The organism is Desulfosporosinus sp. Tol-M2 (assembly GCF_059735615.1).
In genome coordinates this window covers 1-13068 of record NZ_JCAIJG010000036.1, presented here as the reverse complement: position 1 = coordinate 13068, position 13068 = coordinate 1, and the positions used below count along the sequence as shown (strand labels likewise).

The 13068-nt window shown below is 46.7% G+C and carries 15 protein-coding genes; all 15 read right to left on the bottom strand.

The genetic code is table 11. The features are described 5' to 3' along the window. Window positions 1–27: 27 nt before the first annotated feature. The gene (aroB, locus tag AC6I5A_RS01705; protein ID WP_034610989.1) at window positions 28–1140 is read right to left on the bottom strand and encodes a 3-dehydroquinate synthase; all 1113 of its coding nucleotides are present in this window, start codon (window positions 1138–1140) and stop codon (window positions 28–30) included. Then, complete coding sequence (locus AC6I5A_RS01700) at window positions 1112–1645, bottom strand: shikimate kinase (protein WP_497900416.1); 534 nt, start codon at window positions 1643–1645, stop codon at window positions 1112–1114. The genes aroB and AC6I5A_RS01700 overlap by 29 nt, the downstream gene beginning before the upstream one ends. A gap of 95 nt (window positions 1646–1740) precedes the next feature. Continuing rightward, a complete protein-coding gene (gene aroC / locus AC6I5A_RS01695) occupies window positions 1741–2895 on the bottom strand; it encodes a chorismate synthase (protein ID WP_034610984.1) in 1155 nt (384 codons plus the stop codon). Between the two features lie 19 nt (window positions 2896–2914). Then, a complete protein-coding gene (locus AC6I5A_RS01690) occupies window positions 2915–3370 on the bottom strand; it encodes a prepilin-type N-terminal cleavage/methylation domain-containing protein (RefSeq protein WP_034610982.1) in 456 nt (151 codons plus the stop codon). 147 nt (window positions 3371–3517) lie between these two features. Next, complete coding sequence (aroE, locus tag AC6I5A_RS01685) at window positions 3518–4336, bottom strand: shikimate dehydrogenase (RefSeq protein WP_034610980.1); 819 nt, start codon at window positions 4334–4336, stop codon at window positions 3518–3520. A 208-nt stretch (window positions 4337–4544) separates the two neighbouring features. Continuing rightward, window positions 4545–5093 (bottom strand): YqeG family HAD IIIA-type phosphatase, encoded by a 549-nt coding sequence (locus tag AC6I5A_RS01680; RefSeq protein WP_497900425.1) that lies wholly within the window; start codon window positions 5091–5093, stop codon window positions 4545–4547. Window positions 5094–5141: 48 nt separating this feature from the next. Continuing rightward, window positions 5142–5885 carry an RNA polymerase sporulation sigma factor SigK gene (gene sigK, locus AC6I5A_RS01675; protein ID WP_034610975.1) on the bottom strand — a complete coding sequence of 248 codons (744 nt, stop codon included), beginning with the start codon at window positions 5883–5885 and terminating at the stop codon, window positions 5142–5144. Between the two features lie 74 nt (window positions 5886–5959). Further along, complete coding sequence (locus AC6I5A_RS01670) at window positions 5960–6442, bottom strand: hypothetical protein (RefSeq protein ID WP_497900415.1); 483 nt, start codon at window positions 6440–6442, stop codon at window positions 5960–5962. A gap of 210 nt (window positions 6443–6652) precedes the next feature. Continuing rightward, window positions 6653–7099: a hypothetical protein gene (locus tag AC6I5A_RS01665; protein ID WP_497900414.1), complete on the bottom strand. Its 447-nt coding sequence runs from the start codon at window positions 7097–7099 to the stop codon at window positions 6653–6655. Window positions 7100–7268: 169 nt separating this feature from the next. Beyond that, on the bottom strand, window positions 7269–8672 hold the full coding sequence (locus AC6I5A_RS01660; protein WP_034610969.1) for a hypothetical protein: 1404 nt from the start codon (window positions 8670–8672) through the stop codon (window positions 7269–7271). A gap of 84 nt (window positions 8673–8756) precedes the next feature. Beyond that, entirely contained in the window at window positions 8757–9554 is a 798-nt protein-coding gene (locus tag AC6I5A_RS01655) for a hypothetical protein (protein ID WP_034610968.1), read from the bottom strand. A gap of 17 nt (window positions 9555–9571) precedes the next feature. Next, window positions 9572–10108, bottom strand: coding sequence for a hypothetical protein (locus tag AC6I5A_RS01650; protein WP_034610966.1), 537 nt, complete (start codon window positions 10106–10108; stop codon window positions 9572–9574). An 84-nt stretch (window positions 10109–10192) separates the two neighbouring features. Next, window positions 10193–11182, bottom strand: coding sequence for a hypothetical protein (locus AC6I5A_RS01645; RefSeq protein ID WP_034610964.1), 990 nt, complete (start codon window positions 11180–11182; stop codon window positions 10193–10195). A gap of 106 nt (window positions 11183–11288) precedes the next feature. Continuing rightward, complete coding sequence (locus tag AC6I5A_RS01640) at window positions 11289–11807, bottom strand: signal peptidase I (RefSeq protein ID WP_497900424.1); 519 nt, start codon at window positions 11805–11807, stop codon at window positions 11289–11291. Between the two features lie 19 nt (window positions 11808–11826). Further along, a partial coding sequence (locus AC6I5A_RS01635; RefSeq protein WP_034610961.1) for a carboxypeptidase-like regulatory domain-containing protein occupies window positions 11827–13068 on the bottom strand: 1242 nt, incomplete at its 5' end.

Genomic DNA, 13068 nt, shown 5'->3' with positions numbered 1-13068 from the left:
CTTTCCGATGAATTCGAAGGTCTAACCTCAGTCTGCTGAAACTACCTGTTTCCAGGCATCCAATATCTCCTGATCAGTACACTCCTTGGATATAACCGCTCGCCCAATCCCATGCGGCAGAATCAGGATCTTTCGTCCCCCCAGGTTTTTCTTATCCGTTTGCATCCGTTGCAACAAAGCCTTTGGGTCTTGCTCGATACTCGTAATCTCGCCAATTTCGGTCGGCAGCCCAAAAGTGTTCAGCAAAAGCTTGATGCGCTCAACCTCAGCCACGGTCATCAACCCTTTGGCCTTGGCCAGATAAGCAGCCGCCACCAGACCGATGCTCACCCCTTGACCATGGGTCACGCCACGGTAGTTCATCTCCGTTTCCAAGGCATGCCCGAAACTATGTCCTAGATTCAGCAAGGCACGTTTCCCTTGTTCCCGTTCATCTTGAGAAACAATCCCCACCTTGACAGCTGAAGATCGGCTTACCATTTCGCGCCAAATCAAGGGATCCCGTTGCTTAAGGCTCTCTTGCTGTGTTTCAAAAAACTCAAAAAGACCCATGTCGGCAATCAAGGCATGCTTTATGCTTTCCGCTAAACCATTTTCAACTTCTCCCCAGGGCAAGCTGTCCAGCGTTGTGAAATCTGTCCAAACTGCCCGTGGAGGATAAAATGCTCCCAATATATTCTTACCGGCCGGAAGATTCACCGCAACTTTCCCGCCAATACTACTGTCCACTTGCGCCAATAACGTGGTAGGAGCTTGAATCAAACGTATCCCCCGCATGAAGGCACTGGCAAAAAAACCGGCCAAATCTCCGATCACTCCGCCTCCAAGGGCAATAACAAGAGTATGACGGTCCGCACCGCAACGCAGTGCCGCTGTCGTAAGCTGGCTCAAACGTTCCAGCGATTTTTCCTTTTCTCCGGCAGGTACTGTCAATAGATTCACGCGCTTGTCAAAAAAGCCTTTCTTAAGACGCTCTGCGTAAAGATCTCTGACTGCATGATCTGAAATAATCAAAATGTGCTCCAGATCTTCAAATTGAGAATGAAGGTACGCCCCTAACTCTTCGAGAGGGGCTCCTAAAAACACTGGGTACGGTCTATCCGCCGTTACTTCAATCTTTTGCAACTCTGCAAAACTCACAATTATCCATCCTTCCCAGCCATGCCAAAATCTCGTTGACCACTTCATCGATATTTTTTTGAGACGTATCCACTGTAAAGTCAGCCTTGGCGTAATATTTTTGCCGTTCGGACCATAATTTTTCTATCTCCTCTCTTGGACCCTTGAGAAGCGGGCGGTTATGTTTATGTCCGATTCGGCTGAGAATTGCTTCAATCGAGGCATGAAGACCGATCATAATCCCATTCTTGGCCAAAGCTTCCCAGTTGAGCGGGTTTAACACGGTCCCGCCTCCCGTCGCAATCACGATTCGCTCCTGCTGACTGAGCCGCTTAACTACGATCCTTTCCTCCGAACGAAAACGGGTCTCTCCATGCCGTCGGAAAATTTCAGTCACACTCAAGTTGGTAACGTCTTCAATTACATAGTCTGTGTCGAAAAAATTCCAAGCCAGTGACTGGGCCAGGCGTCTGCCAACTGTGCTTTTGCCGGTTCCCATAAAGCCGATGAGAACGATGTTTTGCATAGAGATCACCCTCTTAAATTCGATGTTCGATGTTCGATGTTCGAATTTGCTGTTCGAATTTCTTGCATCGTGTGTTCGGTCTATTTACGATGAAGCTAGAACTTCAAAGTAAGTAAGTTTTCTAGATAAGCCTCCCAGGCTGTTTGTAATTCCATAAAACTATCCGCCGGAAATTTCTCAAGCACCGCTTCGGCGATCACCCAAGCCACCACATGTTCCAAAACAACCAAGGCCGCCGGCACAGCACAAACATCTGATCTTTCAACACTAGCCTTAGCCACCTCCTTGGTTGCCAGATGTACCGTGTCCAGAGGCCGATACAAGGTTGGGATCGGTTTCATAACCGCTTGAAGGATAATGGCTTCCCCATTGCTCATTCCCCCTTCAATTCCTCCCGCATGGTTGGAGGCCCTGGCAAAGCCTTGCCCCTGGCGATAAATAATCGGATCATGAACCAACGAACCCATACGTTCCCCTGCTTCAAATCCCAGCCCAAAAGAGACCCCTTTCATCGCTTGTACGGAGAGAACTGCCTGGGCCAGTTTTCCATCTAACTTGCGGTCCCACTGCACATGGGAGCCCAGTCCGGCGGGAAGATTATGTACCTGTACCTCTAATAGTCCGCCCAGGGATTCACCCTGCTCCCGAGCTGCAAGGAGTCGTTCCCCCATCTTTTGTTCAGCTACAGGGTCACCCACGGACCACTCCGATAGTTTTACACGCTGCCAATACTCTCTCTCGTCAATATACTCCGCATGAACGCCGCCTACAGCGAGAACATGCCCTCTGATCTCCACCCCAAGGGCGGATAACCCTTGTCTAACAATGCTGCCAATCGCGACCCGCATGGCCGTCTCTCTGGCGCTCGCTCTCTCCAGGATATTCCGAACTTCGGTGCGGTATTTGAGAGCTCCGGTTAAGTCGGCATGTCCTGGTCGAGGGGTCATTACTTTTCTGCTCTCCAGATCAGCATCTTCTCCCCAAGCCATGATCCCCGCCCAGTTTTCCCAATCACGGTTTAAAATCTCCAACGCCAGCGGCGCCCCTGTACTTAAGCCGCCGCGGACTCCGGAAATGAAGTGAACCTCATCCAGTTCGATAGCCATTCGCCCACCACGCCCGGGGCCTTGCTGACGCTTTCTTAATACCTCATCGACTCGTTCCTTGGAAATCTTTATTCCTGACGGAAGGCCTTCGATAATTCCAACTAATTTCTGACCGTGTGATTCTCCTGCCGTTAAAAACCGCACTATCGGTCCCCTCTCCCTATTACTTTTCTCTGATCCGCATACCCACTGGGGCAACAACGACGCTCTTGCGCTCACCTGATGAGTTTGTCAAGGTGATAGTTGTTCCGACACTTCTCCCTGCAGCATTAAAGGTTATTTTACCGTCTTTATCCCCTGGTGCTCCAATAAACTCAATCCCATCTTTTAAATAGACATCCTTCACTCTTGTGCCTTGGCGAAAGATCTGATAATGGTGATCCCCCGGTTGATAATAAAACTTCATCGCATACCAGTTATTCTCCGCCAGGGCGGCCTGCCGGACATCCCTGATTTCCTCCAGTAATTGGGTAGACGCCAGGTCCAGATGCTGCTGTTCAAAGTGTATCGGAAGCTTAACGAGGAGCACGAAACCCGCACCCGATATGAGAATCAAAACAAGCAACATTTCCAGCAGCGTATATCCTCGCTCCTTAATCCTGACTCTGACTCTGCTCATTTCTATCTTTCCTTTTGCTCTCGGCTTAATCCACGGCAAATCTTAAAACGATTTACACCCACTCTTCCGTAACAGGACGGTCAGGACTGTTTTCTATACATGGATATATCTATCAAGACCGTGCCCTGCTACACATGTATATATCTGTCAGGACTGTGCCCTATACAAGGCCTGTCGCATTACCTCGACGGGAGCTTGACCTCCCAGCCAGAACTCCCAAGCTAAAGCCCCTTGATAAAGCAGCATACCTAAACCGTTAAGCGTTCGGCACCCTTGTTTTTTGGCCTCTTGTAGAAAAGCCGTTTCCCTGGGGTTAAAGATAATATCGACAACGAGCGCTTTTTCAGAAATTCCTTGTACGGAAAACGGAAATGGCTCACCACGTAACCCAACCGAAGTCGTCTGCACCAAAAGATCGACATCCTCAATCCAGTCCCCTGGAGCAAACTTCCCAGACGTTGCCGTTCCACCCCAATGCTTAATCAACTCCACTAGAACCGTTGCCTTTTCAGGCGTGCGATTAAGAATATGTACTTGCATACCCTGTGCAGACAGTGCTAAGGCAATCCCTTTAGAGGCTCCGCCCGCCCCGAGTAAAACTGCTTTTTTCCCCTTAAACCCGTTGAGATTTCCTTCCACAGAACGGATAAACCCATCGCCATCCGTGTTATGACCAATTCGCTTCCCCTCATGGATTTTCACGGTATTGACAGCACCAACGCGCCTGGCCTGGGGAGTAAGCGTATCCAGGTGGGAAGTGACCTTCTCCTTATGGGGCAGAGTTACGTTCCAACCGGAAAACCCCAGGGCACAAAGGCCATCTACCGCCTCCGCCAAATAGCTGGGCTTTACGTGAAAACGTTGGTACTCTGCGTCAATTCCTAAGGCTTCATACCCGGCATTGTGCATCCTTGGAGAGAGGGAGTGTTCAATTGGATCCCCGATAACCGCATAATGTTTCTCCATTTATAACATTCCTTTACTTCATGAATTCGCTGGCCAGGACTCGAACAGAACATTCGAGATTAGACCGTTGGCTATGACTCGAACAGGACGTTCGGGGTTAGAGCATCGCCTGGATGGCTAGATGCCATATGGCGGGAAGGGGCGCTCCATAAAGCATGAAAAAGGAATGGCTGACCATTCCCTTAATTCTCAATTCTCAATTCTCAATCTATCTTGGGCTAACGGGTTTCGCCGGAGCGCAATGCTTCATCAACCAGACGAGCACCTTCTCCATTCGACGCAGAAAGCGAGTTCCTATAAATTCACGATCATTAATGGGGGTGACTAATATCGTGTAAAGGCCGAGCCGATTTCCACCCAGGATATCCGTAAACAACTGATCTCCAATCACAGCCGTATTCTTATACTCTGTTCCCAAAAGTCTCATGCCCACCCGAAACGCTCTTCTTCGAGGCTTAAACGCCCCGAAAACAAAAGGAATATCCAAGTAATCCGCAACAACGGCTACGCGCTGGCGCTTACTGCAGTTGGACACAACGCACGCACTAATACCGGCAGCCTTAACTTTTAGAAACCACTTTGTCACTTTAGGAGCTACTTCGACATCATTCCATGGGGTCATAGTATTATCCAAGTCTATAATAAGCCCTTTGATCCCGTCCCGAGTAAGTTGCTCAACCGAAATAAGATCAAGGGAAGGCGCTTGAATTGTTGGTTGAAAATACTTAATCATTGAATCCTCCATGGTATTGCAGATGTTTCTATGATTATACCTTAGAGGATACCTCGTAAGCAAGTAATGGACTTATTTTTTAGAATTAATCTTTCTCATTTCTTCCATTAATTTTTGAATCGCTTTCTTTTCAATGCGGGAAACATACGAACGAGAAATATCCAGGGCCTTGGCTATCTCCCTTTGTGTCCGTTTAGGACTGTTCCTCAACCCATAACGCCACTGAAGCACCGTTTTTTCCCTTCGGTTTAACTTCTTGACAAGTTCGAGCAGAGCTTTTTGCTCTGACTCGTTTTCAACCTTTACAGAAATATCCTCCTCGTTTGAACCAAGTACATCGATTAAAGAAATCTCATTACCCTCTTTATCCATCCCAATCGGATCGTAAATTGAAACTTCTCCCCGGGATTTTTTTAGTGAGCGCAAATGCATCAAGATCTCGTTTTCTATACAACGAGCCGCATAGGTGGCAAGCTTGGTCCCTTTATTTGGATCAAACGTATTAATCCCCTTGATTAACCCAATCGTGCCAATGGAAATCAGGTCGTCGCCGTCTTCCCCTGTTCCATCGAATTTCTTGACAAGATGAGCTACCAAGCGCAAATTGTGCTCCACTAGCGTATTACGCGCTTGCTCAACCTCACGGGTAAGGGTAAAGGGTTCTGTTTTACTTATACTAAGGATTTGTAAATAACGCGCTTCATCTTTTTCATTTAAGGGCTGGGGAAAGGCATTATTGTTGATATACGAGACCAGTAAAGAAACTCCCTTAAGAACGGAGAGTGCCATACTGACAATAATTAATTCCGCGAACATCTACTCCACCCCTTTCGCACTGTTCTAATACTTATGCTTGAGAGGTGGGAATTTTGCTTATCCACTTTTAATAATCATTCCGGCACTTTTACTAAGTAAAACTTTGCATTAGAAATATCCGTGCGCTCTTGGGTTTCAACTTGCCTGGCGATTAATTCAAGTTCTTCATGATGTTGCCTTGACAATATTTCCAGATGGTCGAATCGGGTATCATGTTCTTCTAATTTCTTATCTATTAACTCGAATCGGGTATCATGTTCTTCTAATTTTCTAAAGACAATCCCAAATTGGTTTTGAATTTCTCCAAAATGTTTAATTGCCAATTCCTGAAATTGATCTTGTTCTTCAAATTTCTTAACCACTAGATCCTTGAATTGATCTTGTTCTTCAAGTTTCTTAATCACTAGATCCTTGAATTGATCTTGTTCTTCAAGTTTCTTAATCACTAGATTCTGAAATTGATCTTGTTCTTCAAGTTTCTTAATCACTAGATTCTGAAATTGATCTTGTTCTTCAAGTTTCTTAATCACTAGATTCTGAAATTGATCATTATCCAATTTACTATTCTCCTTTCGCGTTTTTACCTTGTGAAATACTTCTTTAACATTATACCAAATATTTGCAGGAATAACATCTCTTTTTCCTGGCAAGCAGTGACGAGAGATTCCCCTCAACTACCAGGGCGAGACACTTTAAGAGGCTATAGCGAACATCGAGGATGCAAAAAATGTTGGCTGGAAACATCAATAGAAAGCAATCCTTTTGCCCTATTTAATGATTATATTCTGAATTGATTTAGCTCTAGGTGTCAATGAGTTGTAAATGGTCAAAACAAAGCGGTAAGTACCTTTCGGGCTGCCCGCAGGAATAGTGAGGCTTGCCGCTTCTCCCACTATGTTCACAGGTTGATTCACCTGGCCGGGAACATTGGCATAGGAGCTGCTGCCATATTTTCGTTGAAGGGTGACTTGCACGTTTCCTGTACCCAGGGTTTGAATGGTAAAGGGAACGGACACAGCTGCCGCTGATGCATCAAAAAACTGTGTCCCGGCAACGGCCCTGATACCGTATTTTTCGCAGGCTGAAAGTGTTATGGGCACTGACCCGGCGGCCAGCAGACTCCCGTTTCGGGGGGTCGCGGCATAGGAACTGGCGTAGACTTTGACCTGCATAGTATATTCACCGGCTGTCAATGGATTATCACAGCCGCTCATATCAATACTTACGGCAGTTGCGCTGTCGACATTTGCCGACAAAAATGTATAGGGATAATAGCCAGAAACGAGGGTTCCATTGACTATTGTACCGATAGGCAGCTTAAGCGTTGCGCCGGACTGCTCCAGATAAATTTCATAAAAATAGGACTTGCCGTCAGTCTTGTAATCATAACCCGTTACACCGGTGTGCGTTTGCTGCCGCTGTCTGACTTGGATAGGTTGTTGCCGTGGTCCCCATCTTGATAAATTGATTGAGGGTTATACTGCCGGCCAGATCCTCCGTCAGATTCTTATAGTAGTATACTCCGTCCGCCAGCATGATCACCGTAGTATTTGCCGGCAGTGTTACTGCAGTGGATCCCTGTTTAAACCCGATAGTCTGCGTGGAAAGCTCGGTACCGGCTGCTGCTGAGTAACTGACCCTGTAAGCCACGCTAAATGCGCTGTCGGCTGTGACAGCAAGCGTGCTTGTCTCGGGCACGACTGCATAGGTGTAGTATTTACCCCCCGCAACCTTGGCACTGGGCAGAAATATTCCAATGGTAGGGACTCCGCCGATGATGTCGGTCCAAATATCGTGACCGTCTTCATTTCTGGCTTCTTCCAGACCGTTTAAATTATCGATAATTTCTTCCCACTCTTCTCCTGTCGGGTTTGTGCCTATAAATACTCCGCCGTCTTCGATATCATCGTTTCCCCCTATTGAACCAATTGCCGGTTCAACAGTTGTGTAATTGTTCCATGAATCCGAACCACTGTTATATACACCGGCTACACCGCCCACATTTGTGGTGCCGGTGACCTCTCCGATATTCAGATTGTTGCCCATCTCAAGATTACTCTTGTCGACACTCCCGGCGACGCCGCCCACATTATTCGTACCGTTAACCACACCTAAGTTCAGGCAGTTGCGTATACTGCTGTTGTTATAGGCCAAGCCAACAATACCGCCTACTTGATTTACCCCATTCACCGTACAGTAGTTTATACAGCGAAATACTGAGCCTGTCGTATAACCGGCTATGCCGCCCACATAGTCTTTGCCGGTAACTGCGCCGTATACCGAGACGTTATTGATATCCCCTATGCCATTATGTTTGTCCGTAATGCCGAATAAACCCTGGTAGTCCTTGGTTGGCTGGTTGATATAAAGTCCGATTATCTTCATTCCGTTGCCGTCGAAAACGCCTTTAAATGCCTTACTTCCGGACGTTGATCCTATGGCGGTAAACTCACGTTTATTTTGGTCCGCCGGGTCAAAAGTATAATTGTCCGTCATGGCATTAAGCAGAATATCCTGCGTAAGCTTAAGGTATTGCGCTTGGTAATCGATACCCGCATTTACCCTGTTGGAGAAATAAGCCAGCTGCTCCGCAGTACTGATCAGATATGGGTCGCTCTGGCTGCCTGACCCTCCCGCAAAGCCTCCGGCTGCCGTGCCGTTCCATTCCGCACTGATAGCATAAAGGGGCCTAGCCGGGATAAAAAGCAGGGTAATAAGAGCAGACAGCAACATTGTCATGTATATGAAGACTTTAATCAATTTGTTTTCCCGTGCTGTATTCTTCATCTTCATGCTCCTAACTTTGCCGTGTGCAAACTTCTTAGAAACGTCCGTGCTTTATTCCGCATTTTCCATCTTCTACTTCTAATCTTATGACACCGTAACCCCGCTATAGTTTGCCGCAGGGCTATCCTTGAAAAAGATTAGCTCATATACTGCCGCCTTATTAAGCACAGTCGTCATTGTTCTCGCGGTAAGGTCGAGGCTTGTGGCGTTTATTACAATTGGGTTGGTCATATCAGGAGATGCACCGACTGGCCAATTAATGGTTACTGCCCTGGTCAGGGCGGCAGTGCTGTCTTTCTCCAGGGTTACCTTCAGCCAGGCAATTGGTGAACCGGCATTGTCAGCGATTGTATAAGAGAGTGCCGAGTTGATGATAAAAATCCCTTGCAGGGTTTTGGTGTAGGGTGAAGTGGAGACCGCCGTCACTGTGACCGTCAAAGGGCTGTTTGGATCGGCAGGTACGGGAATAGACAGCTCAATGGTGGCTTCATTGCCCGGTGAACCCCCTGCGGCAAGAGTTCCTTCGGCACTGCTGCCTGAGGCCGTTGCCGTAACAGAATAGGCTATGTCACTGGCCGATATATTCAGCGTACTGTCAAAATTCCGCAGTTTAAAGGTGATTGTCGCGGCTGACTGCCAGTCAGTGCCGAGATAATAAGTCGGTATAGCTGATAAATCAGCCCCCAGCAGATCACTGGTAAAATAAAACTCCTCATCGGCAGTGGCTGCGTAATTGTTCAACACTACATTATATATATAGCTGGCAAAAACTGCCACCGGAAAACAAATCAGCAAAATAACGGCCAGGGAGAAGACCATCATTTGCTTTTTCGGACGTTTCTGACTTAAATCATCGGAAATATTAGCAGATTTATTTTTCATCCCCGCCACCCGCTCTTTTATGATTGAACAGCCCGTAATTGAAGCTGCATGTAATCTATTTCATTTTTATATGTATCACTCTTGCTGCCTGGCGGCCAAACGATCGTCAGCTGATAAGATTTTGTTTCCGCCACATTGGCCGTGAATTCCTGTGCTGCACTGACATAGCGGTTACTGTCCGGCTGACTGAGCAAAACAGGGCTGCCTGCTTTGGTTAGAGCGTACTGCAAAGGAAGGTTGCCGGTAGTCCGCAACTCAAGGGTAACGCTTTGATTATAGCCGCTTACCTGTCCGGATTCATCCTGATTAGTAATGGAGATAGGAATGATTCTCGTAGTTCCTGGTTGCATATCCTCCAAATTTACTGAATCCGCCTGGTGACCCAGAATCCAGGCGGGAAACTCTACCTCCGGTATTACTATATTTTCCGGTCCGGAATTATGGATTACCGTGCTGAAGCGCGAAAAGGAAATCCCCGTCACCAAAAAAGATATTAAGAAAAGATACGCTAAATACATATGTACTTTGATTTTTTTGGGACCAGGATCTTTCATTTTCTCACTCCCTTGCTTAAAAAAGCTAGTTCATTGAATTTCCATGATCAATGAATGTAATAAGGGCCGTTCTGTTGTTCCATTTTAATTAGGTGCTACCTGATCCCCGCTGATACGGAAAATAACCTGTACTATTGGTTTGGCATTTAAAGCATGCGCGGCAAAGGTGTCATAATCATCATAGGCCGCTAACAGTGAAGTATTACAGGCGTCAGTGGCGGCATTTGCAGCCGCGACCAGAGCGTTATAAGCAGCAAAGTGATCTTCCGTGCATTCTTCACTCTCAGGCGGCCAGGTGCCATCGGGCTGCGGGCTGCCATGTACGTTCAAATAGGCATCGATGGCATTAACCGCAGCTTCATGCTGCTCCTGCAAACCGCCTGAACCGTAATACTGATCATAAGCAAGTTGATAATACTCAGGATATATTCCGCTGCCTGTAGTCGGATTCGATGTTACTGCCGCAACGCCGGTGTCATTAATAAAATATGAGGTATTCCATTGCCATTGGATTGTAACCGTAGCTTCGTCAGCACTGCTATATGAAAACCTTGGTTTTCCGTCCGCTAAATCAAAAATGCTGAAGTAGCCTTGCTCATCCAGTTCCTGATCCTGCAGCCTGAACCAATCGGTCTGAAAAACGAGCGGTGAACTGTCCTGCGCGCCTGCGTTCATGGTGGCCATCACTTTGAAAATAAGAGGCGCATAAACATCCTTCCCACTATAAGTAGCAATGACCGCTTGATTATCGTCTGTAGTAAGTTTGATTAATTCATTGGCATTCATTTCAACATTATATTCAACGTCTACATCTGAGCTGCCACTCCTTAAGGAGAAGCTTTTCTCGCCCCAGTCCATTGGTTCGACGGCACTTGCGTTAAATAAATCAAAGGTAAACCCTTTATTATAATACTGTTCATCGTCCTCACCTTTGGCGCTGAAATTCCATTTAGCAATCAGCACCGTGTCCGAACCACTATATTCCTCGCTATACCGAGCCAGAGTTGATGACAAGATCACAAAGCTTACTACTGCCAAAACCAAAAGCCGTAAAATAATTCTGGAAAGCTTCATCAATCTCACCCCCGGCCTCAGTTGATTAGCTTTTGGTTTGATATGTCCCTGCAATTGCTGACTTCATAAATGGAAACTGATATTTATCCTTCATGAATGGAACCTGCTATTTATGGACGGCGCGTATCCTATGATATAATTCTTCGCTGTATATGCATAGGACTAAAAGAATGAGCAACACTACCATGCCGGGCGGGGTCTTAAAAAATAAGATAGCCACTCCTATTCCCGGTATCTTAAACAGCATTTTACCCAGAATCTGATCGGCTGCCACTGTATCATCGACCGCATTATTATTATCACCTTTGAGAATAAAGGCCCCGTTTTCTTCTCCTACAATACGGTGAGTGTAAGTTATGCTGCCGTCCAGGTATGTAACCACATCACCGGGCTGATACCTGGAGGAGGGCTGCTCCCGGATTACTGCCACATCCCCGGGCATAATCGCCGGCTCCATGGAGCCGGACATAACGACCAAGGGGGTCATACCCAAAAACTTGGGCACTGGATTCTTAGTAACTGCCTTATTGATACCCAGGTAAAGATTAATCAAGATCACCAGAGTGAAAAAACCAAAAAGGCCATATTTCAAACAATTGATCGCTATTCGTTTCCAGTCCAGCACCAATCTAATCCCATCCTTTTTATTTTCTCTGGGCTGAAACCCGGATTGTCAGAGTACATACTACTTCCCCCGCATGTTCAGCGATACTGTTATCACTGATACCGCCATCATCCCAGAACCATTCCAGGGTATAGTCGTTCTTCATTGAGTCGGCCATGCTGAACGGTGCTGCAGGATTTGCAGTTACCGCCCTGATCTCGGCGGTTATATGCCAGTTAGCATCACCATTTACATAACGATTGGTTTTATTATCATATAAACGATATTTCATGGGTATATTCAGCGAATTATTAGTTTCCAGTATATCAATATCATAATAAATAGCAAAGGGATTAGCGGTATTATCAATTGTAAATTTGTGCAGTCCGGTCATACCGGGAGCAATGCGCTTGCTGCTGCCAAAGATATTGATGTCGGCAGCAGCTGCCGGAGCCTTATTAAAATCCTTGGCATCTACTGTACTGTATACCCTAAGGGCATCTTTGGGGGGAATCACGGGAGGAATCACGGGGGGAGTTACCGGTGGTGTAACAGGCGGGGTTACAGGCGGAACCACAGGCGGAGTTTCAGGCGGAACCACAGGCGGAGTTTCAGGAGAAGTTTCAGGTTGTTCCCCCGGCAAGTAACGTTCCCGTACAATAACTTCAGGCCTTATAATCGGCTGACCGGTGGGCTGACCGCTGCCGTCTCGCGGAATTTCGAGGACTATTTCAATTAGTTTTACATCAACCGCAACCTCCAGCACGTAGGTGTTAATATCAGTTTGTATCAGGAGCGCATCGGCAATAGCTGAATTGCGGTTAATAGTCACTTCGCAACCGGCCAACCAAATCCGATTTTGGTCAAGAACACTGACGATATGCTCCCCATCTTCGACATTATCAAAATAAAAGTAGCCCTCACTATCAGTATAGGTGAGGCGAGGTTCACTTCGCAGCTCCACCAGTCCATTAGCGTAAGGACTACCGTCAGTATAGATAACCCTTCCCTTAATATTTACTAACTTCTCAACCGGCACAATCCACTTTGCCGGAGGATAGAAGAAGTTTTTAATTTTTTCCAGGAAAGGGGCTGCCCGTTCCGCATCTTCGACAGGAGGAAGACCGGAAGATATAACAAACACCGTCGATCCGGCGGTCATATCGCGGATGACCCCATAGACCGAAACAGCTATGTAAACAACAATCATTGCAATAATAGCCAATAATATCCTGTTCTTACGGTTATGCGCATAGTCCAAGCTATCACCTCCAGGGCGGCT

Bases quoted from the DNA above. Each gene is read 5' to 3' on its own strand.
- AC6I5A_RS01700 (WP_497900416.1), bottom strand. From the start codon at position 1,645: ATGCAAAACATCGTTCTCATCGGCTTTATGGGAACCGGCAAAAGCACA.
- AC6I5A_RS01690 (WP_034610982.1), bottom strand. From the start codon at position 3,370: ATGAGCAGAGTCAGAGTCAGGATTAAGGAGCGAGGATATACGCTGCTG.
- aroE (WP_034610980.1), bottom strand. From the start codon at position 4,336: ATGGAGAAACATTATGCGGTTATCGGGGATCCAATTGAACACTCCCTC.
- sigK (WP_034610975.1), bottom strand. From the start codon at position 5,885: ATGTTCGCGGAATTAATTATTGTCAGTATGGCACTCTCCGTTCTTAAG.
- AC6I5A_RS01665 (WP_497900414.1), bottom strand. From the start codon at position 7,099: ATGAGCGGCTGTGATAATCCATTGACAGCCGGTGAATATACTATGCAG.
- AC6I5A_RS01660 (WP_034610969.1), bottom strand. From the start codon at position 8,672: ATGAAGAATACAGCACGGGAAAACAAATTGATTAAAGTCTTCATATAC.
- AC6I5A_RS01655 (WP_034610968.1), bottom strand. From the start codon at position 9,554: ATGAAAAATAAATCTGCTAATATTTCCGATGATTTAAGTCAGAAACGT.
- AC6I5A_RS01650 (WP_034610966.1), bottom strand. From the start codon at position 10,108: ATGAAAGATCCTGGTCCCAAAAAAATCAAAGTACATATGTATTTAGCG.
- AC6I5A_RS01645 (WP_034610964.1), bottom strand. From the start codon at position 11,182: ATGAAGCTTTCCAGAATTATTTTACGGCTTTTGGTTTTGGCAGTAGTA.